The 20,390-nt window shown below is 49.1% G+C and carries 17 protein-coding genes and 4 pseudogenes; 11 read left to right on the top strand and 10 right to left on the bottom strand.

Annotated features, from left to right (window positions below; translation table 11 throughout):
- Window positions 1-70: 70 nt before the first annotated feature.
- The 4 genes from yhbH (at window position 71) to EL645_RS41020 (ending at window position 3,594) form a co-directional block, all read left to right on the top strand.
- Window positions 71-1,213: a sporulation protein YhbH gene (gene yhbH, locus EL645_RS16335; protein WP_126551506.1), complete on the top strand. Its 1,143-nt coding sequence runs from the start codon at window positions 71-73 to the stop codon at window positions 1,211-1,213.
- Window positions 1,214-1,230: 17 nt separating this feature from the next.
- Complete coding sequence (locus tag EL645_RS16340; protein WP_126551507.1) at window positions 1,231-2,676, top strand: SpoVR family protein; 1,446 nt, start codon at window positions 1,231-1,233, stop codon at window positions 2,674-2,676.
- A gap of 257 nt (window positions 2,677-2,933) precedes the next feature.
- Complete coding sequence (locus EL645_RS41015; RefSeq protein ID WP_218031870.1) at window positions 2,934-3,206, top strand: MOSC domain-containing protein; 273 nt, start codon at window positions 2,934-2,936, stop codon at window positions 3,204-3,206.
- 4 nt (window positions 3,207-3,210) lie between these two features.
- Window positions 3,211-3,594 carry an MOSC domain-containing protein gene (locus tag EL645_RS41020; RefSeq protein WP_218031871.1) on the top strand — a complete coding sequence of 128 codons (384 nt, stop codon included), beginning with the start codon at window positions 3,211-3,213 and terminating at the stop codon, window positions 3,592-3,594.
- A 77-nt stretch (window positions 3,595-3,671) separates the two neighbouring features.
- Here EL645_RS41020 and EL645_RS42695 read toward each other — a convergent pair.
- Window positions 3,672-4,150: pseudogene (locus EL645_RS42695) on the bottom strand (molybdopterin-dependent oxidoreductase).
- Between the two features lie 478 nt (window positions 4,151-4,628).
- Here EL645_RS42695 and EL645_RS16355 point away from each other — a divergent pair.
- From EL645_RS16355 to EL645_RS16365, 3 genes and pseudogenes are all read left to right on the top strand, one after another.
- Window positions 4,629-5,021, top strand: coding sequence for a DUF2203 domain-containing protein (locus EL645_RS16355; RefSeq protein WP_126551508.1), 393 nt, complete (start codon window positions 4,629-4,631; stop codon window positions 5,019-5,021).
- A gap of 87 nt (window positions 5,022-5,108) precedes the next feature.
- Window positions 5,109-5,885, top strand: coding sequence for a peptide chain release factor N(5)-glutamine methyltransferase (gene prmC / locus EL645_RS16360; RefSeq protein ID WP_126551509.1), 777 nt, complete (start codon window positions 5,109-5,111; stop codon window positions 5,883-5,885).
- A 152-nt stretch (window positions 5,886-6,037) separates the two neighbouring features.
- Window positions 6,038-7,404 (top strand): annotated as a pseudogene (locus EL645_RS16365) (MraY family glycosyltransferase).
- Window positions 7,405-7,681: 277 nt separating this feature from the next.
- Here EL645_RS16365 and uvrA read toward each other — a convergent pair.
- From uvrA to EL645_RS16385, 4 genes and pseudogenes are all read right to left on the bottom strand, one after another.
- Window positions 7,682-9,571 carry an excinuclease ABC subunit UvrA gene (uvrA, locus tag EL645_RS16375; RefSeq protein ID WP_126551512.1) on the bottom strand — a complete coding sequence of 630 codons (1,890 nt, stop codon included), beginning with the start codon at window positions 9,569-9,571 and terminating at the stop codon, window positions 7,682-7,684.
- Window positions 9,569-10,257, bottom strand: a pseudogene (locus EL645_RS16380) (excinuclease ABC subunit UvrA); the annotation flags it as partial. The pseudogene EL645_RS16380 and the gene uvrA, both read right to left, overlap by 3 nt.
- Window positions 10,231-10,868, bottom strand: a pseudogene (locus tag EL645_RS45475) (excinuclease ABC subunit UvrA); the annotation flags it as partial. The pseudogenes EL645_RS16380 and EL645_RS45475, both read right to left, overlap by 27 nt.
- A gap of 462 nt (window positions 10,869-11,330) precedes the next feature.
- Window positions 11,331-12,095, bottom strand: a complete 765-nt coding sequence (locus tag EL645_RS16385; protein ID WP_126551513.1) for a phytanoyl-CoA dioxygenase family protein — start codon at window positions 12,093-12,095, stop codon at window positions 11,331-11,333.
- 447 nt (window positions 12,096-12,542) lie between these two features.
- On the opposite strand from EL645_RS16385, the gene lepB (EL645_RS16390) reads away from it, so the two are divergent.
- The 3 genes from lepB (EL645_RS16390) (at window position 12,543) to EL645_RS44235 (ending at window position 14,251) form a co-directional block, all read left to right on the top strand.
- Window positions 12,543-13,061 carry a signal peptidase I gene (gene lepB / locus EL645_RS16390; protein ID WP_161977407.1) on the top strand — a complete coding sequence of 173 codons (519 nt, stop codon included), beginning with the start codon at window positions 12,543-12,545 and terminating at the stop codon, window positions 13,059-13,061.
- 396 nt (window positions 13,062-13,457) lie between these two features.
- Window positions 13,458-13,850 (top strand): signal peptidase I, encoded by a 393-nt coding sequence (gene lepB, locus EL645_RS44230; RefSeq protein WP_218031875.1) that lies wholly within the window; start codon window positions 13,458-13,460, stop codon window positions 13,848-13,850.
- A 23-nt stretch (window positions 13,851-13,873) separates the two neighbouring features.
- The gene (locus EL645_RS44235) at window positions 13,874-14,251 is read left to right on the top strand and encodes a S26 family signal peptidase (protein WP_218031876.1); all 378 of its coding nucleotides are present in this window, start codon (window positions 13,874-13,876) and stop codon (window positions 14,249-14,251) included.
- 68 nt (window positions 14,252-14,319) lie between these two features.
- Here EL645_RS44235 and EL645_RS16400 read toward each other — a convergent pair whose 3' ends face one another.
- The 5 genes from EL645_RS16400 to EL645_RS16415 form a co-directional block, all read right to left on the bottom strand.
- Window positions 14,320-14,913 (bottom strand): hypothetical protein, encoded by a 594-nt coding sequence (locus EL645_RS16400; RefSeq protein WP_126551515.1) that lies wholly within the window; start codon window positions 14,911-14,913, stop codon window positions 14,320-14,322.
- 23 nt (window positions 14,914-14,936) lie between these two features.
- The gene (locus EL645_RS16405) at window positions 14,937-15,596 is read right to left on the bottom strand and encodes a zinc ribbon domain-containing protein (RefSeq protein WP_161977408.1); all 660 of its coding nucleotides are present in this window, start codon (window positions 15,594-15,596) and stop codon (window positions 14,937-14,939) included.
- A 199-nt stretch (window positions 15,597-15,795) separates the two neighbouring features.
- Window positions 15,796-15,963 carry a hypothetical protein gene (locus EL645_RS39320; protein WP_161977409.1) on the bottom strand — a complete coding sequence of 56 codons (168 nt, stop codon included), beginning with the start codon at window positions 15,961-15,963 and terminating at the stop codon, window positions 15,796-15,798.
- 14 nt (window positions 15,964-15,977) lie between these two features.
- Window positions 15,978-16,229 (bottom strand): hypothetical protein, encoded by a 252-nt coding sequence (locus EL645_RS16410; protein WP_126551517.1) that lies wholly within the window; start codon window positions 16,227-16,229, stop codon window positions 15,978-15,980.
- A 128-nt stretch (window positions 16,230-16,357) separates the two neighbouring features.
- Complete coding sequence (locus tag EL645_RS16415) at window positions 16,358-17,545, bottom strand: hypothetical protein (protein ID WP_126551518.1); 1,188 nt, start codon at window positions 17,543-17,545, stop codon at window positions 16,358-16,360.
- A gap of 315 nt (window positions 17,546-17,860) precedes the next feature.
- Between EL645_RS16415 and EL645_RS16420 the strand changes: the two genes are divergently transcribed.
- The gene (locus EL645_RS16420; RefSeq protein ID WP_126551519.1) at window positions 17,861-20,311 is read left to right on the top strand and encodes an endonuclease MutS2; all 2,451 of its coding nucleotides are present in this window, start codon (window positions 17,861-17,863) and stop codon (window positions 20,309-20,311) included.
- The last annotated feature ends 79 nt before the right edge of the window (window positions 20,312-20,390 follow it).

Raw genomic sequence — 20,390 nt, forward strand, 5'->3', positions numbered from 1 at the left:
AGCGGCGAATTTCCAACGGTAGTGCCGCCTTCCTCAGAGTTGTCTCATAGTAGCAAGGAGAAAATCATCCATGTCTGTCTCCCAACATGATTGGTCATTGCACCGCAAAGGTCAGATTGACCAGGAACGCCACAAAGAGAAAATTCGCGAAGCGGTTAAAAAGAATCTTGGCGAAATTGTTAGCGAAGAGAGTATTATTCTTTCCGATGGTAAGAAGACGGTGCGAATCCCGATTCGCTCGCTTGAAGAATATAACTTCCGCTATGATTTTGGGCGCCAGCAGCATGCTGGACAGGGTAACGGCAAGAGTAAGGTGGGCGATGTCGTTGCGCAAGAGCCTAAGCCGGGCAAGGGGAAGAAGGGGGAAGCGGGTAAGGAAGCTGGCTATGATTACTACGAAGCAGAGATCTCAATGGAGGAGCTGGCCGCTCTTATCTTTGAAGATCTTGGCCTGCCCAATCTAGAGCAAAAACGTCAGCAAGAGATGCAGACCGAGGCTGTCCGTTTTACTGATGTGCGTAAAAAAGGTGCTATGGCCAACCTGGATAAGAAGCGCACTATTATGGAGAATATTAAGCGCAATGCCGCCAAGGGGGAGCCTGAGTTTAAGGATATTAAATCGGACGACCTGCGCTTTAAGGTCTGGGAACCTACCATTAAGTATCAGTCTAACGCCGTCGTGATTGCTATGATGGACGTTTCGGGCTCGATGGGCGAATTTGAGAAGTATATTGCGCGTAGCTTTTACTTCTGGATGGTGCGCTTTTTGCGCACGAAGTATAACAATGTGAAGATTGTTTTTATCAGCCATCACACCGAGGCAAAAGAGGTGACCGAGGAAGAGTTCTTCCATAAGGGAGAGAGTGGTGGTACGCAGGTGTCTTCTGCCTATGAGCTGGCGCTACAGATTATCCAGGAGCGCTATAATCCCAACGATTGGAATATCTATCCGTTCCACTTTTCGGATGGAGATAATCTACCCTGGGATAATGATCGCTGTGTGCAGCTGGTCAATAAGCTGATGGAGCAGTGTAACATCTTCGGTTATGGCGAGATCCGCGAGGGTCATTATCGTTCTCCCAGTACCTTGATGTCTGCTTACAACAAGATCAATGACAAGAAGTTCATTCCTGTTACCATATCGGATAAAAAAGAGGTGTATCCTGCTTTGCGCAAGTTCTTTGCCCAGCGTGATGCTGTGCCTGGCAGGTAGATTCAGGAGGTTCTTGTATGAATGATGTTGCTCACAGCGACATTGAACGCTTGCGTGATGGAATAGATGCGGCATGGGAGGAGGCCCATAAATTTGGGCTCGATCCTTTCCCAACGCACTTTGAGTTGGTACCTGCATCCATCATGTATGAATTCGCCTCCTATAGCCTCCCGGGGCGTTTTAGCCATTGGACACATGGTAAGGCGTTTCATAGACAGAAGATGCAGTATGATCTCGGGCTAAGCAAGATCTATGAAATGGTGGTGAACACAAATCCCAGCTATGCTTTCCTGATGGATATGAATAACCTGCTGCAAAACACCTTTGTGGCTGCTCATGTCTTTGGTCATACCGACTTTTTTAAAAATAATGCTTACTTTCAGCATACCTCGCGGCGTATGATTGATAAGGCTAGCGTACATGCTGAACGGATTGCTAAATACGAATTTGATCATGGCAAAGATGAGGTTGAGCGTTTCCTGGATGCTGTCCTCTCGATTCAGGAACACATTGACTATAATCTCTTGTTGAATTCAGATACATCGTCTGACTCTGATGACAGTGGGAAGCCACGTAGCAGCGAATACGATGATCTCTGGGGCCTGGAAGATCGAGCTAAAAAGGCTGAAGAAGAGCGTGATCGTCGTCCTGGTAAGACGCCTAAGTTTCCAGAGAAACCTGAGAAAGATTTACTGCTCTTCTTGATTCGTCACTCGCCACATCTAGAACCGTGGCAGAAGGATATCATTGAGATTGTCCGTACTGAGATGCTCTACTTTATCCCACAGATGCAGACCAAAGTGATGAATGAGGGCTGGGCCTCGATCTGGCACTCACGCATTATGCGACAACTGGGGGATCGTGAGATCATTTCAGACTCTGAGACGGTAGAGTTTGCGCAATTGCATTCCAGTGTACTGACCCCTTCACGTACCTCGCTCAATCCGTATTATGTCGGCTTTAAGATCTTTGAAGATATTGAGCGGCGCTGGGATAATCCAACCCATGAGGAACAGGATCGTCTGGGCCGAAAACCAGGCCAGGGTCGGCAGAAGATCTTTGAGGTGCGCGAGCTGGATAATGATGTCTCGTTTTTGCGTAACTATCTGACCGAAGATCTGATTAAAGATCTGGATCTCTACCTGTATAAGAAAGAAGGTGATGAGTGGGTTATCGCTGAAAAGAACTGGCAGAAGGTACGCGATACGATTGTCACGAATATGACCAACTTTGGCCATCCTTACCTGGTGGTCGATAATGGTGATTATCGTGGCAATCGTGAGCTCTATCTCACCCATCTCTTTGAGGGCCAGGAATTAGATTTAGGCTATGCTGAAAAGACTTTGCAGTATGTCTATACTCTCTGGGGACGACCGGTGCACCTGGAGACTGTCTTTGAAGGAAAGCGTATCTTGCTCACTTATGATGGCGAGCGCAATAGTAAAAGTACCCTGGAAAAGTAAATAATATTGCTTTTCGATCGTGAGTATACCTGGAGCTTTTTTCATGCTGCTTCAGGTATATTACTTCTTTTGTGTATACTTGAATACATAATAGATAGCTAATAACTCAGGGCTATTTAATGTTCGTCCAGAGAATGTACATCTTTCAGGTGTGGAGTGGGCGGCCGCGGCCGCCCACCCCACACTCCATCCGGCGCCGCAGGCGCCAAAGAGAAACATTAAATAGCCCTGCTAATAACTGGAGAAGCGGGAAAGTTATGCAAGCAATAAATCCTCTGCGTATTGTCTCGATCAATGTGGCCCAGCCTCGGGATGTTAATTGGCGTGGCAGGGTCGAGCCGACTGGCATATTTAAGCAGCCAGTGACTGGACCGGTGATGGTGCGCCGTGAAAATATAGATGGTGATCGGCAGGGAGATCTGACGGTACATGGTGGGTCCGAGCAGGCGATCTATGCCTATGGTGTTGAGGATTATAGTTATTGGCGCGATCTTCTGAAGCGGGATCTGTCCTGGGGTACGTTTTGGTGAGAATTTGACTATTGATGGCATTTCAGATGGATGGGTGCGGAATGGTGATCATTTCAGGATTGGCTCTGTTGAGTTGCGCGTGACTCGCCCACGTATCCCATGCTTTAAACTCGCTAATAAGCTTGAGCGCCCGGATATGATGAAATTGTTTCTGGATAGTGGTCGTAGTGGTTTCTATTTTGCTGTCGTGCAAGAGGGGGAGATCGCGCCTGGCGATACACTACAACTGGTCAAACGCGCTGAGCAAAGCCTGACTATTCGTGAGATTCTGGCCCTGGTACGGGAGCCAGAGGATGTGGAGGCCATGCAAATAGCTATCGGCCTGGATGGTATCGGGCCACACCTGCGCACATTATTTGAGCGCAACATAGCTAAAAGACAGGCATAAGGGAAATACGCTGCGGGGTGGACTTGCGCGCAGGCCCACCTCGCAGCGTATTTCTCTTATGATCCGGTTGAAGGCTGCTACCAGTAGCGCTCTTCTTTCCATGGATTGGCCTCGTTGCTATAGCCGCGCTGTTCCCAGAAACCGGGACGATCGCGTTCCATAAATTCCAGGCCGTCAAACCATTTGGCGCTTTTGTATGCGTATAGTTTGGGTATCAGCAAGCGAACCGGTCCGCCATGATCTGGTTCTAGAGGTTGCCCATCGTGTTTAAGCACAATCATTACATCATCATCATCCAGATCCTTCAGGGGAGATTGGTTGTATAGCCTGTCCAGGAATGTGCCATCACATACCGAGCATTGGGCAATGGTTTGGTGCGCTGCAAAATCTCACGGATATGCACACCTTCCCATGTATTATCATAGCGACTCCAGGTCGTGACACAGTGAAAATCTGAGGTCATTGTCGTCCTTGGCAGCGCCAGAAACTCCTCCCAGCTCAGCTCGAGTGGCTGTTCAACCAGGCCGCTAATTCTCAGTCTCCAATTGGCGGGCATACCTTCCGGAGTCCGCTCATAGCTTAAAACTGGCCATTTTTTGGTCAGGTATTGTCCAGGTGGTAGACGATCTAAGCCGTCTGGACGTTTTTCTACCGGGCAGTTGCTTTCTTGCCGAATAAATTCATCTACCAATGCTCCTTATATAATCAATGTGCAGAGATTATATTATTATATACACGCTACTTATGACGACGACTGCCGATAATATCGGGGGTGAGCAACTTTAAAAAGTTATCTTCAACACGACTCATTCATCTGGTTGGTTGACAACCTCACAGTTTCACAACTGTTAACAGGGATAACCTCTCTGTTTTCTCAATAAAGTAGTAACTGTCACGTTTACATAACTGAGTAGCATACGTTATTCTATCGCATAAAAGTAAATACGTTTAAGCAGAGCTATTTTTTCAGGGTGTTGAAAGGCAAAGATCGTCCCTTGGTAGAATGATATAATTTGGCAAAGGTGGTCACTTTTATGTTCCATTATTTTACACGCGAAGAGGCCGAGGCGCTCCTACCAGCAGTTTCTCTCATCTTAGAAAAGATTCGAGCGGTCCGCCAGCAGATAAGGGATCTGGAGGATGAATTGTTAGGCGTTCAGGCGCAGGCGATGGGCAATGGTCATCATTTACAGCAGCATATACTGTTGATCCAGGAAAAGATGGCTCAGTATGCGGGGAACCTGCGCGATGCCATCGTTGAATTACAGAACTTTGATTGTGATCTCAAAGATCCTGATACAGGCTTGATCGATTTCTTGAGTTTGCGTGATGGACAGGAAGTGTATTTATGTTGGCGCCTGGGGGAAGAGCGCATTCTGTTCTGGCATCCCCTTGAAGGCGGCTTTGCGGGCCGTCAACCATTGTAGTATAGGATAAAAAAAGATGACAACGTTGCATGAGGCACTGCTAAAGGGAGCACAGTCTCTGGCTGAGGCCGATATTCAGGGGGGCGCATGGAGTCCCGGGTATTATTGGGGGAAGTGCTGGGTATGGATCGCTCACATTTATTGGCATATCCCGAACAAGAGCTAACTACCGAGCAAGAGCAACTCTACCAGCGTTATCTGCGTCGGCGCTGTGCCCATGAGCCGGTAGCTTATATTGTGGGGCACAAAGAATTTTATGGCCTGGACTTTATCGTGGACCAGCGTGTGCTCATTCCTCGCCCGGAGACGGAATTGCTGGTGGAGGAGGCATTACAAGAGATCCACCAGCGTTTTGCGGCGGGGAGCACTCCAATTGTGGCTGATGTGGGCACTGGTAGCGGAGCCATCCCTATCAGTATCGCCGTTGCAGAGCCACGCCTCCCTTATATCTATGCCTGTGATATTTCTCCTGATGCGCTTGAAATTACGCGCCAGAATAGTGAGCGTCATCATGTATCGAGCCGCGTACGTTTATTAAAGGGAGATTTACTGGCTCCTCTCCCTGAACCGGTTGATGTGTTGTTAGCTAACCTGCCCTATGTTGGGCAGGACGAAATGGGCGATATGACCGCCGACGTTTTGGATTATGAGCCACACCTTGCTCTGTTTAGTGGCCCACTTGGGCTAGATCTCTTGTATCGATTCTGCAAAGATGCTAAAGCATCTGGTACGCTAAAAAGAGGAGGTGTAATGTTGTTAGAGATCGGCTATCAACAAGCCACACCATTGACACGCGTTCTGCAGGAGCTCTGGCCACAGGCCATCGTCCATTGCCAGAAAGATTATGCAGGTTGGATCGTTTAATACATGTCAGGGTATAAAGTAGCAACATTACTCACCGCTGAAAAAGGTCTGTGTTTGCGTTTTCTTGGAGAGAGCCGTATAATCGAACGAATAGATGAGTAGCGCCGTCGCTACTAATCGTCTGTTACTACCACCAATTTGGGGGCATGTCCATGGTTCTGGCGAATATCTTATATAGCCAGCCACTTTTTTCTCTATTATCCACACCTACAGTTAACTCGGATCACCCGGATATTAGTTTTTTATTATTGCTGGCTGGCGGGGTCTGCGCATTTATACTATCGTATCTGCTGATCTTCGTGGTTTCTAAATTGAGTCGGCGTTTCTCTTTGATTCGCAAGGCTGAGCCGGGGCGCAAACAAGATACTGTTCCTCGACTAGGTGGCGTAGCTATCTTTCTGGCTTTTGTTATATCTTCCCTTATATTCTACATACATAATCCCGATTTACAACCAAAAGAGCAGATTGTTTACTGGCTTTTTCTGGCTGCGGCTACCTTGATTGTGGCCATCCATGCCTATGACGATGTCCGGCCTCTAAAGCCATGGCCAAAGTTGCTAGCCCAGACGATTGCAGTCATCATTGTCATGGGACCCTTTATCAATGGCAAATTCAATGGAGTACTGCTTTTCGGCTTCAGCAATCCATTTCAGTCCTTCTCTTCAGGTGTCGTGCCTTTGTATCATGGCAATACCGTCAACGTCTTTATCCAGAATACTGATATTCGCTTGCTGGCTATTCCGGCTGTCATCTTCACCTGGTTCTGGATGGTGGGTATGATGAATACGGTTAACCTGATTGATGGTTTGGATGGGCTGGCTGGTGGCGTGGTCGCGATCACGGCCATCTTTATCGCTATCACTAGCTGGTTGCTTGCTCAATATACAATTGCTGTCCTGTCCATCATCTTTGCGGGTGCCGTGCTGGGTTCTTGCCGCATAACTGGAATCCTGCCAAAATGTTTATGGGCGATAGTGGCTCACAATTTCTGGGCCTGGCGCTGGCCGTCCTTTCAATTATGGGTGGTGCCAAGATTGCTCTGGCCTTGATGGTGCTGGGTGTACCTATTATGGATGTAGCGATTGTGATCATTAACCGAATTCGTCGTGGTCAGCATCCTTTGCACTATGATCGTACCCATCTCCACTATCGCTTACAGGCTACAGGTTTGAGTGTCAGGCAGATCTGCTACATCTTTTATGGTCTGACCATTCTCTTTGGCGTCCTGGCCCTCTCCTTTGGACACTTCTTCAAGCTAATCGGCATTGCCCTCGTTGTTGTGACCATGGCCGGCTTGATTATATGGATCGACTCACGGCAGCAAAAACGTGGCCTGCCCATCAAACTGGACAAATCTGATCCTGGCACCCGGGGACCAGAAAATGCATTGCCAGTCACCGAAGCTCCACCGAGTGAGCAGCCAGATGGCAATAATGAGATCTCCAATAATGGAGATTCGGTTGCCAGTCAACCAACCGAGGTTGTGAATACGTCCTTGTCGCGATCACGCCCGTTGTAATGCCTTCTATTGCAGCACAGACCTTTTCATGCGTGTGCTGCGCACCCGACTGTATTTATAATAAGGTACGGAATATGCGCTAAGCGCATATTCCGTACCTTATTATAAATAGTTTAATTATGGCGCTCAAAACAAATTATAGAGTGTTTCGGAACTGTGCTCCCGAATAATACGATTAAACTGCTCAAAACACTCTATAATTACAGCTCGGGCGCGTCAGCGCACGCACGCAAAAGAACTACATGCTTCCCATAACCATGGGAAGCATCCCCCCTTCTTAATTAGGGACGCTGGTCAGCACCCGCTTAGATTTATTTTCGATCTCTTCATGGAGGGTGCGCTTCAAGAAATGACCAGTATAAGATTTGCGGTTCTCCGCAACCTCTTCAGGAGTACCCTGAGCGATGATGCTACCACCGCCATCGCCCCCTTCAGGTCCCAGATCAATCAGCCAGTCAGCGCTCTTAATGACATCCAGATTGTGCTCGATGACGACGATGGTATTGCCAGCATCTACCAGGCGTTGTAAGACGTCTAGCAGGCGATCTACGTCGGCAAAGTGCAGACCTGTCGTTGGCTCGTCCAGGATATACATGGTGCGTCCAGTAGCCCTACGGGACAATTCTGTGGCCAGTTTGACACGCTGGGCCTCACCACCTGATAGTGTGGTAGCTGGCTGTCCCAGGCGCATATAGCCCAGGCCAACATCATATAGCGTCTTCATCTTGTTCTGGATCGATGGTACATTGGAGAAGAAGTCTAAGGCCTCCTCTACCGTCATGTCCAGTACGTCGGAGATGGTCTTGCCTTTGTAGTGGATCTCCAATGCTTCACGGTTATAGCGTTTGCCCTGACAGACTTCACAAGGGACATAGACGTCCGGTAGGAAGTTCATCTCGATCTTGACGATACCTTCACCTCTACAGGCCTCACAGCGTCCACCTTTGACGTTGAAGGAGAAGCGTCCGGCCTGGTAGCCACGCATTCTTGATTCTGGTACCTGGGCAAAGAGCTCACGAATAGCCGTAAAGGCATTGGTATAGGTTGCTGGATTTGAACGTGGTGTGCGCCCGATTGGCGACTGATCAATATCGATCACCTTGTCCAGGTGCTCAAGCCCCTCAATACTATCATGTTGACCGGGCTTGTCGTGTGCCCGGAAGAAGTATTGTGAGAGCTTGCGATACAGAATATCTGTGATCAGGGTACTTTTGCCAGAGCCGGATACACCGGTGATGGCTACAAACTTACCCAGTGGAATATCTACATCCACATTTTTCAGGTTGTTCTCGCGTGCCCCTCGAATGGTCAGGACGTTGCCATTGCCGGCGCGCCGTTCCTGCGGAACTTCGATGCGACGGCGATGTGAGAGATAGTCACCAGTGATCGAGTTGGTGTTAGCCACAATCTCGTCATAGGTACCGACCGCGACCACATGTCCGCCATGCTCACCAGCCCCAGGCCCGATATCGATGATATAGTCAGCGGCCCGCATAGTATCTTCATCATGCTCAACGACCAGCAACGTGTTACCCAGATTGCGCAGCCGCTCCAGGGTATGGATCAGCCGATCGTTGTCCCTTTGATGCAGCCCAATGCTAGGCTCGTCCAGGATATAGAGCACACCCATCAGGCCAGAGCCGATCTGGGTAGCCAGGCGAATACGCTGGGCTTCACCACCTGACAGGCTGGTTGCTGAACGATCCAGGGTCAGATAATCCAGGCCGACATCCAGCAAGAATTGGATGCGCGCTCGAATCTCTTTTAAGACCTGGCGTGCGATAAAGCGTTCGCGCTCACTCAGCGTTGTTAATAGCAGTGGTCCTTTAAATGGGATCGGCGTTAAAGGATCACCGAGCAGTGAACCATTACCTGTCGCCTTCTTATTGTTTTTACTTTTACCGTTACCGTTGGTGGCCACGTGGGTAACGGGAGGTGTTACCTCGGCCGAACCATTTTCAAGCTCATGGAAGAAAGCCTGTGTTCTAGAGATGGCCAGGCGCGTTACCTGTACGATATTGCGACCACCTACCGTGACCGCCAGCGCTTCAGGTTTTAAGCGGGCTCCATGGCAATCTGGACACAGGCGGGCCGACATATAGCTCTCGATATCTTCGCGTACACCCTCGCTCTCAGTCTGTTTGTAGCGGCGATCCAGATTAGGAATAACACCTTCAAAGTTGGTGGTGTAGGATTTGGTATGACCATGTTGTGGGTATAGCGAATGCTTAAAGGCTCATCATCCCCATAGAGGAGTTTCTGCTGAATGTCGGAACTCAACTCTTTCCAGGGTTTGTTCAGCTCGAAATGGTAACGCTGGGCCAGGGCCTCCAGTGTCGCCATATACCACTGGCTACCATTGACCACTTTACTCCAGGGCGCGATCGCACCCTGCAGGATACTCAGATCGGGATTGGTCACAATCAGTTCGGTATCGATCTCTAATTGTGTTCCCAGACCGGTACAGGTTGGGCAGGCGCCATGAGGGCTATTAAAGCTGAATGTGCGGGGCGCGATCTCAGGCAGGCTGATACCACAATAGACACAGGAAGCCTTTTCAGAGAAGAGAATCTCTTCCCCATCAACCACGGCTACCAGTACTACGCCATTCCCCAGTTTCAGCGTAGTTTCCAATGAATCTGAGATACGCTGGCGGAAGGCTGGGTCGATCTCTTCATGGATGATAGCTGGAATATCTGGCTCGGCAATTCCATCTTCATCTACATGAGATTGCCTGGCAGCATTGACCTCGTAAAGAGCAGCGGGCTCGGCCACCTTTTTCAGGGGTGCGTTCCCATTCAGTTCCTCATCTGCCTGCTTCTTCTGCTTACGAATTATCAGACGATCCACCACCACCTCAATGGTATGTTTCTTCTGCTTATCGAGCTCGATCTCGTCGCTTAGATCCAGAATCTTGCCATCTACGCGTACACGCACATAGCCTGAACGACGCATCTCTTCAAAGATATTCTTATATTCGCCCTTGCGTCCCTGTACAAGTGGCGCCAGCAACAAGATACGCGAGCCATCCGGCAAACTCAAGACTGCATCCACAATCTGTTGCAGTGTTTGCTGGCTCACTTCTCGCCCACACTTAGGACAATGCTGATGTCCGATACGTGCATAGAGCAAGCGTAGATAGTCATAAATCTCAGTGACGGTACCTACGGTCGAACGAGGGTTATGGGATGCCCCCTTCTGATCGATGGAGATAGCGGGGAGAGTCCATCGATATGCTCTACATCGGGTTTGTCCATTTTATCCAGGAACTGGCGCGCATAGGCCGAGAGAGACTCGACATAACGACGCTGCCCTTCGGCAAAAATAGTGTCAAACGCCAGGCTACTTTTCCCTGAACCGGAAAGACCAGTAATCACCACGAGCTGATCTCGGGGAATGGTCACATCAATATTCTTCAGGTTGTGCTCGCGGGCACCACGGATCACGATCTTATCTTGGGGCATATTCTCAATCCACCCGTTACTAACTGATTATTTTCATAGAGTACGAAGACACACTGTCCGCAGAGACGCCTGTCTGCCTGTCTGGTATCGTCTGGTATTCTTTTGCGTATAAAGTATTGTTGGGCCATAAACGTTGATACAAACAAACGTTCCATATACACTACTATACTTGTTCTACTGACGTCAAGGGGTCCTGTGACAGGTCATAGATAGGAAAAAAAAGGCCGTGTGGAACGGATAGATGGGCGTGTCTACGCCTGGTTTGATTTGCGCTACCACAAATGCCTCCTCCACATATCACTCTCTTAATAAAACAAACCTGCTGGCCGGTCTATTCCTTATAGCCTCCAATATGCGCGATCCATAGGAACTGAGAAATGAGGATGGGGAACAGGTAGAGTATACCATATTCCCCGTAGAATCTTTTGAAGAAAATACACATAGTATCCGCGCAACAGAAGCTTAGTTTCTGGCGGCGCTGACCACTTCGCGCATGCCACTCCATTCACGCCAGATATCGGTCATGCAATCCCAGTGCAGGGAATCATGCTCGACATGTGAGAGGCGGAAAAAGATACCGTAGCGCGTGAACGGTGATGTATTGGCCGCGATGCTATGCGCAAGCTGATAATGGACCAGGACAGCATCTCCCGCGCTGGCCGTAACCTGCTGTGGCTCCGGTAATGGGGTGTCAGGCATACCTTGTAGCAGGCTTTGAGGCGTATGGGCGCGGAAATACTGCTCGTAGAGCCGATGGGTTCCGGGCCACACCGTAAAATTGCCCATAAACGGCTGTGGAATATCACTCAGGAAGACACCAAGTAGAGCCGTAAAATTACCAATGACCCCTTCATTTACTCCATTGAGAGGGCTATGCATGCCATCGAGATGAGGGCCACCTACTCTGGCGGGACCATCGGTAGGAAAACGCAGGGCAATCTGCCCCGAGCGCACCGGTTTAATGCTATCCTTACCAATCGCTGATTCAGCCACACTCCATAGTGGTGAAGCGGTCAAAAGATCGGTAATCGCCGCTGTATCTTGTAACTCTGGACAAAATGAGCGCGTGCGAAAAACCGGGAGCTGAGCAGGGTCCAGACCCTTTGACCCCAGAGATGCATTGATAGCATGCAATGCATTATGAACCAGTGATGTCGGAATAATATTTGGCAACTTAACAAAGCCATTCTCAAAAAACGCTTGTTTCTGTTGGCTGGTTAATTCCATTGTGAGCGGCTCCTCATTCGTAACTATTCAATATGTTTAAGCCTACCATAGAATGATCGCAATTTGTCCTTTCAGAAGAAAAAATGCATAATAAGTGTATGATTTGTCCAGCATTTAGCTGAAATATTGGCTTTTTTAAACGAAATGTACGACCAGATTGATCCCATCTATTGTTGACGTTCCAACCTGATATACTGCACAATCATAAGAGAGTTTTATAGGTGGTGTTTTTAGCCAGAAAACTCATGCACTTTTCACAACCTTAAGAGCTCAAAGTTGTATACTTAATTAGAGGCGCAAGTGTAACACGTTTGATGTGGAGTTCAGGTTTAGAGGACATATATAATAAAGATGGGCGCTGCTGAAGGTCGGGTTGTTTCAGACAGGCGTCTGATAGTCCTCATCAGAATGCTGTTTAATATACACTGTAAGTACAAGGTGAATGGTTTGAAAGACAAAAAAGAATTTGACAAACAACGTCGCCTCATGCGCGAGATTATCGAGACGGTTATCCTTACAATTTTGATGTTTGTCATCATTAATCTGGCTGTGCAGAATTATGATGTCGACGGCCCTAGTATGGAACCAAGTTTGCATAATAAAGAGCGGATCATGGTGGATAAGGTCTCTTATCATTTGCACGAACCAGCTCGTGGCGATGTGGTAGTGTTTGTGGCTCCTCCTGATCCAAGTTTGAATTATGTCAAGCGTATAATTGGGGTTCCAGGGGACGTGATTACCATTCAAGGTACGACCGTCAAAATCAATAACACTGTTTTACAAGAGACCTATGTTTCCCCTGACGATCAGGGAAATCCTTATCAACCCATTGTGAATAGAGTTATACCCAATGGCCAATATTTTGTGATGGGGATGATCGCAAGAATAGTTCTGATTCACGCCTTTGGGGTTTTGTGCCACGCCAGAATATTATTGGGCGTGCCGCCCTTATTTACTGGCCATTGAACGATGGGAACAGTGGCTTCTTACCAGATGTCTCCGGTGTCTTTGCCCACGTCTCGACCAATGCCGCCAAAACAGATGTTTTGTCAGGCAATATTCCATTAAAGGGTAGTACCTTTGGGGAGGAAGGAATGATATTCTTCGCTATACCAGGGATTTTCCTGGTATGCTCAGGGTATAAAAAGAAACGTTGACATAGCATGATACATAAAGTAAGCAAAAGTCCCTTGTGTTTGGCAGGCTAATCAGCCACCAATTTGTTTGTATGCGAATGTACATTATTTAATACACATTGAACATACAGACAGGCTAGCATCTACCAGGGCTATCTACAAACACTGGTAGCGTTATTCTGGTCGAAATAGTCATTTATACCAGCCAGAGTGCAGAGGAAAATCGGTGGATTTAGAATTTGATTTTGAAAAACGATATCGACTAGTCCGTGAAATTATAGAAACCCTGGTGTTAACCGTTTTAATGTTTCTTGTGATTCGCCTCGCAGTGCAGAACTTTAACATTGATGGTATGAGTATGGAGCCCAGCTTACACAACCAGGAGTTAGTCATTGTAGACAAATGGTCCTATTTTTTTCACGAGCCTGCACGTGGAGATGTGATAGTGTTCGTCGCGCCCCCCAATCCTTCTCAGGATTATATTAAGCGTATTGTTGGTCTACCTGGCGACGTTATTTCGATACAAGACACCCGCGTCACCGTCAACAATAAGCAACTCAGCGAGACGTATGTGGATCCGCAGCGCCAGGGTAATCCTTATCCCCCATCAGCAATATGACTATTCCGCAGGGAGCCTACTTTGTGTTGGGTGATAATCGCAATGGGAGCTCTGATTCGCGGGATTGGGGCTGCGTGCCGCAGCAGAACATTATCGGGCGTGCCTCCCTGGTCTACTGGCCCCTGGGGCAGGATAATTTTGGCTTCTTACCTGGAGTCTCTTCTGTCTATAACAATGTAGCTGCACCCCCAACCGTAGCTACTGGCAATACCCTGTGTCCCATTCGTCATGCTCAGCCAGCAACTGCGGCTGCTACTTCCCAACAGGCCCAGGTTGCCGTTCCATCCGAACAGCGTACAAACCCTCTGAGTACTGCTAGCATGCTACTTTTACCCAGCATTGCCGTGGGTTGGAGTAAGTGGAAACGCCGCCGCTTGAACCGCAAGCAAAAGATCTCATAACCATCAGCTATGAGCGACAAAGAAAAGGCGTGGGCAAACAATCCACGCCTTTTCTTTGTCGCTCGTATTTATAGCGTAATGTTCAATTGTTGATCAGTTAGCTTGACGGATTTAAGGGTTCGACCGAGTTTATTTTGGGCATCAGAAAAATGTTTGTCGAGTAATGGTTTAAGCTCATCGGGTGACATAATCAAACCTAGTACGCCTTCGACATTAACATTATTGGCTACGAGCCGTCCATTATTATCCAGCGTCGGTACCATACTGATCGCTGATGGATAACCATAGACCTGAAAAGCTATACGTATACTCTGTGGCGTGATTGTGGTCTCTGGTTTTTGTACCGGATTGGATGGTGCCAGGTTGAGCACAATCAAGTTATTAATTGCGCTTTCATTAATTGGCAAGGTAGAGCCTGGTGGCAGCAGTTTCGTGAGTTGGCTCGTTGGCATCTGATCAACGGCTGATGTCATAGCTTTGTCCAACTCGCTTTGAGCAATATTATGTGCATAAGGGCGGAGGATAAAGATCCAGCCTGCGCCCAGGATAACTAATAGCAGGACCAGGGTGGTGAGGCAGCCCAGAACACAGCCTCCTTTGCCCCGCCTACGGCGTGGGGCTTCACCTTTTGAAGTGGCTGAGTTGATAACAGCTGGAAGCATTTGAGACCCTTTCGTCGTTGTGTTTAACCTATAATATAGTAACGGAGGGACTGCTGCAAAGGTGACAATCTGTCTTGTGGCTTAACTTGCTGTTGTTCTGCTGTTTCAAATAGTTCTGGATGAGTTATGCTGCTGATCGATATTGGTTGAGTAGGTAGTTCCTCGGTATGATGCTCAGGGGCAATTGGTGCATAGGGAAGTGGCACACTGGCATAGAGGTGCAGAGCATTCAGTTCTACGACGGTCGGAGGTTGCTCCGGGATTGTCAGTTTGTCCTCCTGCTCATTTGTAGACGCAGGTGCAGGTGTGGGCGCTTCAGCTAGCTGTGCGACTGGTTTATCTGCGGCCGGTTCGTCCTTCTGCGCTGCTGTCGCAGCCTCGGCAGGCCCGTCATTGGCAAGCGGTGAAGTAACTACAATGGGTTTGGAACGAACTGGTGGGATCCCCACTCCCTGTGCTTTTCGCCATGAACGCGCTATACGCCTGGCGTAAGGTGATACCCTGACGGTTGCGCTCTCAGGAGGATTATCAGGTTCTGGCTCGTGTTCCACTTCCGGCTGCGCCTGCTCAACTGATGCAATTTCCTCTTTTCCCAGCGGCTCTTGTGTCTGAACTGGTGTGCCGCAATGGGGACAGAAACGCGCCTGTGGGCTCAGTTGTGCCTGACATTGTTGACACTTCATGGCAAAAATTGCTCCGTAGAGAATAATAATGTTACTATTAGTATATGCTGATTTATGGTCGTTGTCTATAAAAAGGCCAGGAGGGTGGATAAAAAGTTTATGGGGAAAGAATCGTGCTTTCATTTCTTTGCTTGTAAATATAGCAAGGACTGTGGCAGGAGCGATAGTCAGATTTAAACGTACCGCCCCTGATTGCCTCTTACCATTCGCGCTTCAAAATCTCATCCATCGATGAAATGATCTGGGCCCGTTTTGCGGGGTCCTTCTCGAGTTCTTGTTTGACCTGGTCAATCAATGCACCCTCTTGATCGGGTGGTAATTTGTAACCATAAATTTGATGAATCGCGGTGGCTGCTGTACGTCGCACCTTCTCATCATCGCTCAATTGAGGGGGTGACAGCCGCTCCGCACTGCGCTTATCCGTGACCCCGGGAGGCTTTCACCCTTCAACGGAACCAGGCCATTGGCCGCGAATGGTACATCACTATTGATCAAATGGGCAGAATAGGGAGTCGCACGTTCAATATGCACGACAGCCGTTTGCTCTGCAGGTTTCAGTGAGACAACAGTACCTTCCAGATAAATGACCTCCGGGGCACCCCAGAAGACACGTTCTCCTACATGTAAAATCATGGTGCTCACTCCAAATCTTGTTTAATTGGTTTTCGTCTGCGATTACCTCTCTATCTGTATACGGCTTATATAGAAGATAGTTCCAAATGAGAGGGCTCAGGGTGCCCTGAGGCAGCATTCCTACCAGGTTATTGGGCATCCCCTTGCTGAATAATTTCACCGGTCTGTCTGCCCAGCGTCGTTCCAACATAGGTACCGACTAAACCGAGCAATAAGGCAAGCAGTGAGCCCAGCAGTCCGCTGCGGTTAGCCACAACAAGCGCCGCGTTAAGTTGAAAGACCGTCATGGGGATACAGGCCACCAGGCAGAGTAGCGCACTACTCCAGTGCAGGCGGCGCCAGGACCATTTATGCCGTCGGGCCTGGTTGAGCAATAGATCAAAGCAGGGTGCCAGGAGGATCGGTAATACCGGCCACAGGCGTACTGCCAGGATTGAAACAAAGGCGAATGCGTTTAGGGCGCGCCGGTATTGTAAGTGTTCTACTCCGACCAGGTAGCTGGTGGCTGGTGGTACAAAAAGGGTAAAGAGCACAGCCATCACGATGTAGACCAGGATGACTGTGGTGGCGGCAAAGCGGCTCCGAACAGCGGTCTGGGCCGCCATAAAGATAAAGGCAGTCAACAAACCTCCCAGTAGGGGATAGAGATTAACTTTAAATACTATCAGGTTGAGATAATTAGTCAGCGTGAGGGCATCTGATAGCAGGATAGTAAAGATACTCAGGACCAGGCCAAGCGCTATACAGGTAAAAATTTTACTGAGTTGTTCGCTACGTCTATGTCCACCAATCTGCGCCAGTTGTCCTGCTGAGCGCAGCATATAGGCGGCTCCCAGGGGCATACTACCCATTCCCACTAGAATCATGACATGAAATGGAGTCCATAGCGCCACATCGATACCATAGAGCGAATGCCAGTAGCTATCGAGTGGAAAAGCGATCGCTGCATCCAGAGCCGCAAAGCCAGCAATATAGGTTCCCAACGAACTATAGAACATCCCGGCGAATTGTGTGCTATACTGTGCTAGTTGGGGTTTACGCCGGACCACCATTGTTTCTACGCAGACGGCTGTTAATGCCAGGAGACCACCCAATGTTATGCCTGTAAGCATCATAAGATGAGGCGGGATCAGTGTGCGATCCCGACCAACAAAGAGATGCCATTGAATATCCCAGCTTGTGCCTACAAGTGAGATGAGCGCACATAATATAATACCCAGACCGATCGTGAAGCGCAATGCCCAGATCGTTTGTAACGTGGTCGCCTTCGTGGTGGTTTGATGTATATGTTGTGTGCCGCCAAGTGCTTTTGCCATCGTGTTTTCTTCCTTTGATGTGTAAAACCGACAAACATGTCTGAGATTGTCTGTGCGTTTGTTGTTCTCAGTTTGTATGAAACGGGATTGAAAAGCCCTGTATGAGAGGAGCACACCTGCCGTGCAAGCAAATATTATGCACGCATTCTCTCCCTACATTCTATTTTACGTTAAATATTCCTAAATTGTTAGATGGTGAGCTTCGCCTATGAGGGAAGCTATAGAGTGCAACTGCGGGAAAAAGGATCTATCCTGAGCAGATGCGATTCAAATTTGTGTAGAGAAGCTGTGTAAAGAAAGACCCGGGACGTAATTATGCACGAGAAAAGTATACAGACGCTAGAGTTTCCTAAAATATTAGCCAGGGTGGCGCATGAAGCTGCGTTTTCAGCCAGTAAAGATCTGGTCCTCTCCCTGGAACCAACTACGGATATCGATGAGGCTCGTCGCCGCCTGGCCTTTACCTCTGAAGCGGCGCGCTTAATCGATCTAAATTCGGATATCGGTGTACGGGGTGCCCATGATATTCGTCCTCTGCTCATGCGCGCTGCCCGTGATGGTGTGCTGACACCAGGCGATCTGGTAGAAGTATTGGCGACCACACGGAGTACTCTCTTTGTGGCGCGCGCCCTTGATAAATTGGACCCTGAAGTGTTTCCATTGCTACGTGTTCTGGGGGCCGATATTCCACAAAAACCGCAGATTGTGCGGCGTATTGAGGAGACCGTCAGTGAGGATGGGGAGGTACTGGATACGGCCAGTCCCACTTTGCGTAAATTGCGCTTTGATATTCGCGGTGCTAATCAGCGCTTGCAGGACCGTTTGCGCACCCTGGTACATGAGTTTGGCCCGGCTCTGCAGGAAGCGATCATCACTACACGCAATGATCGCTACGTAGTGCCAGTAAAATCAGATTATCGTGGACAGGTGCGCGGCATTGTCCATGATCAATCTTCCAGTGGCGCAACCGTGTTCGTTGAGCCGATTGTCATTGTTGAGCTGAATAACCGCTTGCGTGAGCTACAGGTGGCGGAACGGCAAGAAGTTGAGCGCATCTTGCGTGTCCTTTCTGCAGAGCTTGGAAAAGAAGCGGAAGCCTTAAAGCTGGCGGTTGAGCTACTGGCCGAGTTCGATTTAAATCTGGCCAAGGCACGCTATGCTCGGATGACGCGCTCTACCTCTCCGAAACTGAATGAAGATGGCATTATCAATCTGCGCAATGCTCGTCATCCGCTACTAACCGGAAAGGTTGTGCCAACCAATTTCCATATCGGGCGCGATTTTTACATGGTCGTAGTGACAGGGCCAAATACTGGTGGTAAGACGGTCGCTTTGAAAACAGTTGGTCTGTTGACCTTGATGGCGCAGTCAGGTTTGCACATTCCGGTAGATGATGATTCTGAAATCTCCATCTTCCAGAATGTCTTTGCGGATATTGGTGATGAACAGAGTATTGAGCAGAACCTCAGTACTTTCTCTTCACATCTGAGCCGTATCATTGAGATTTTGCGCACGATTGAAGATGCGCGCAAGCGCAGCAAACCAGAATTACGGGGCAAATTAGGTGAAGAACTGGCGCAGCGCGAGGCAAAGCCGGTCAACGTACTGGTCCTCTTTGACGAATTGGGTGCCGGTACCGATCCAAGTGAAGGATCAGCGCTGGCGCGGGCGATCCTGACCTTCTTGCTGGATCGCCATGTGACTACGGTGGCGACCACGCACTATACAGAGTTAAAAGCCTTTGCCCATGAGCAGAAAAATGTGGTTAACGCTTCGGTCGAGTTCGACGTGGAGACACTGTCGCCTACCTATAAGCTAAGCATCGGTCTGCCTGGCCGCAGTAATGCCCTGGCGATCGCGCAGCGGTTAGGATTGGATCAGCGTATCATTCGGGGATCGCGCCGTTTCCTGGGCAGCGCTGGCGTGCGCATGGAGAATCTGCTTGAAGACTTGCAGAGTGAGCGTAAAGCCGCTGAGGATGAGCGTTTCCATTTAAGCATGGAACACGCCGAGGCCGAATATCAGCGTAAGCAATTGGAGAAAGAGCGTCAGGATCTGGAAGTGGAACGTGTGCGTATCTTGAATGAGGCGCGTTCCCAGGCTCGCCGTGAGCTGGATAGTGTTCTGAGCGAATTGTCCAAAGTGCGCGTCGATGTAGATCGGGGCCATCTGACCAGGGATCGCCTCAATGAGGCTCGTCAGCGAGCGCGTGGACTGGAGGAGAAGGTATCGATGGTACCTGAACCACAGCGTAAGCGCCCGGTTGAGACTAGCGAGAAGTTGGAGGGTCCACTGCAGATCGGTGATACCGTTCGCGTTCTCAGCTTTGGCCAGAATGCTGATCTGGTTGGTCTTTCGGCGGATCGCAATGAGGCTGAGGTTCAGATGGGAGCCCTACGCTTCCGCGTGAACGTCGATAATATCGAACGCATCAGCAAACGTAAAGCCAGCACTGAAGAGAAATACACCCCACGCCCTGATGTGGTCCTCTCGCTCTCAGAAGTAGAAGAGCGTCCACCGGTGGGATTGCAGTTAGATATGCGTGGCTGGCGGGTTGAAGATGCCCTGGAAGAACTGGATACCTATCTCAATGATGCGGTCCTGTATGGTATGGCCTCAGTACGTATCGTCCATGGTAAAGGTACCGGTGCCCTGCGCGCGGCCGTAAGAGAAGCCCTGGCCCGTCACCCACTGGTCAAATCCTTTGCCTCCGCACCTCCTCAGGAAGGTGGCGATGGTGCAACTATTGTCAAATTGAGCGCCTGAGGCGCCCTCAATATATCCCTGCGTACATTAGCAGTAATAGTAAATATGGTGTTTGTTGACTCGCACTCCGATATTACTT

Origin of the sequence: Dictyobacter kobayashii (assembly GCF_003967555.1) — a bacterium.
In the GTDB taxonomy this organism is placed as follows: Bacteria; Chloroflexota; Ktedonobacteria; order Ktedonobacterales; family Ktedonobacteraceae; genus Dictyobacter; species Dictyobacter kobayashii.

Coding starts and splice junctions, on each gene's coding strand:
- yhbH (WP_126551506.1), top strand. CDS start 71: ATGTCTGTCTCCCAACATGATTGGTCATTGCACCGCAAAGGTCAGATT.
- EL645_RS16340 (WP_126551507.1), top strand. CDS start 1,231: ATGAATGATGTTGCTCACAGCGACATTGAACGCTTGCGTGATGGAATA.
- EL645_RS41015 (WP_218031870.1), top strand. CDS start 2,934: ATGCAAGCAATAAATCCTCTGCGTATTGTCTCGATCAATGTGGCCCAG.
- EL645_RS16355 (WP_126551508.1), top strand. CDS start 4,629: ATGTTCCATTATTTTACACGCGAAGAGGCCGAGGCGCTCCTACCAGCA.
- prmC (WP_126551509.1), top strand. CDS start 5,109: ATGGAGTCCCGGGTATTATTGGGGGAAGTGCTGGGTATGGATCGCTCA.
- EL645_RS16385 (WP_126551513.1), bottom strand. CDS start 12,095: ATGGAATTAACCAGCCAACAGAAACAAGCGTTTTTTGAGAATGGCTTT.
- EL645_RS16400 (WP_126551515.1), bottom strand. CDS start 14,913: ATGCTTCCAGCTGTTATCAACTCAGCCACTTCAAAAGGTGAAGCCCCA.
- EL645_RS16405 (WP_161977408.1), bottom strand. CDS start 15,596: ATGAAGTGTCAACAATGTCAGGCACAACTGAGCCCACAGGCGCGTTTC.
- EL645_RS16410 (WP_126551517.1), bottom strand. CDS start 16,229: ATGATTTTACATGTAGGAGAACGTGTCTTCTGGGGTGCCCCGGAGGTC.
- EL645_RS16415 (WP_126551518.1), bottom strand. CDS start 17,545: ATGGCAAAAGCACTTGGCGGCACACAACATATACATCAAACCACCACG.
- EL645_RS16420 (WP_126551519.1), top strand. CDS start 17,861: ATGCACGAGAAAAGTATACAGACGCTAGAGTTTCCTAAAATATTAGCC.